This is a genomic window from Wolbachia endosymbiont of Drosophila incompta, assembly GCF_001758565.1.
GTDB lineage: Bacteria > Pseudomonadota > Alphaproteobacteria > Rickettsiales > Anaplasmataceae > Wolbachia > Wolbachia pipientis.
In genome coordinates, this window is record NZ_CP011148.1 from 1,253,174 (window position 1) to 1,253,879 (window position 706).

Annotated in this window: 1 protein-coding gene; it reads right to left on the minus strand. The window is 30.7% G+C overall.

The features are described from left to right. The coding region (locus WG67_RS05700; RefSeq protein ID WP_458694941.1) for a DsbA family protein at positions 1-645 on the minus strand (645 nt) is incomplete at its 3' end. Between the last annotated feature and the right edge of the window lie 61 nt (positions 646-706).

A 706-nucleotide genomic window follows, 5' to 3' on the forward strand; every position in this document is an offset into this window, starting at 1 on the left:
ATCTCTTACTAGAAGCCTACTGTTGTTTATCATTTGCTCAATTTTGTCCGCGTTATCTTTTATGGAATCATTAAAATCGTCCTCATCAATCCCTATGTTTTTCACTATATCCAATATGCTTTCGTCTGAAAATTCTCCTTTGTGACTTAAAGCAGCATGGTGAAAATCGAAATATTTTTCTTTATCGAGAAAATAGACAGCTAAAGCACTTTTTGCTGCCTTTAAAGAAGCGTTACCAAGTATTGGAGCATCCCTAAAGATATACTTAATTTTGCCGTCGTTAATTAACTGCTTTATATCATTCTTTATAGCTTTGCAATGTCCACAAGAATAGTCAAGGAAGCCTACAGCTATAACACTACTATTTTCATTTCCGGAGTAAGGATAAGTAAGGTCAAATATTTGATCCTTGTATTGTGAAATTTTACTTTTGGTTACATTATCTCGAGCAGCGTAACTACTTTTAATCGACTCCTCTTTGAGAGTTTTTACGATCTTATCAAAATTTCTGCTTATATAATTATCTAATTTCTCACCTATATAATCATCGTTTAGCATTTGGCTGCGATTTGAAAGCCAATTGTTTATTATCGGCAAGCTTGCTATTGCTATTATTAAAATTAATAAAAACGATATTCTAGACATACAATTTATTTAAAAACCTACAATATAAAACTTTTAGTACACATTTATCTATATATTAAAA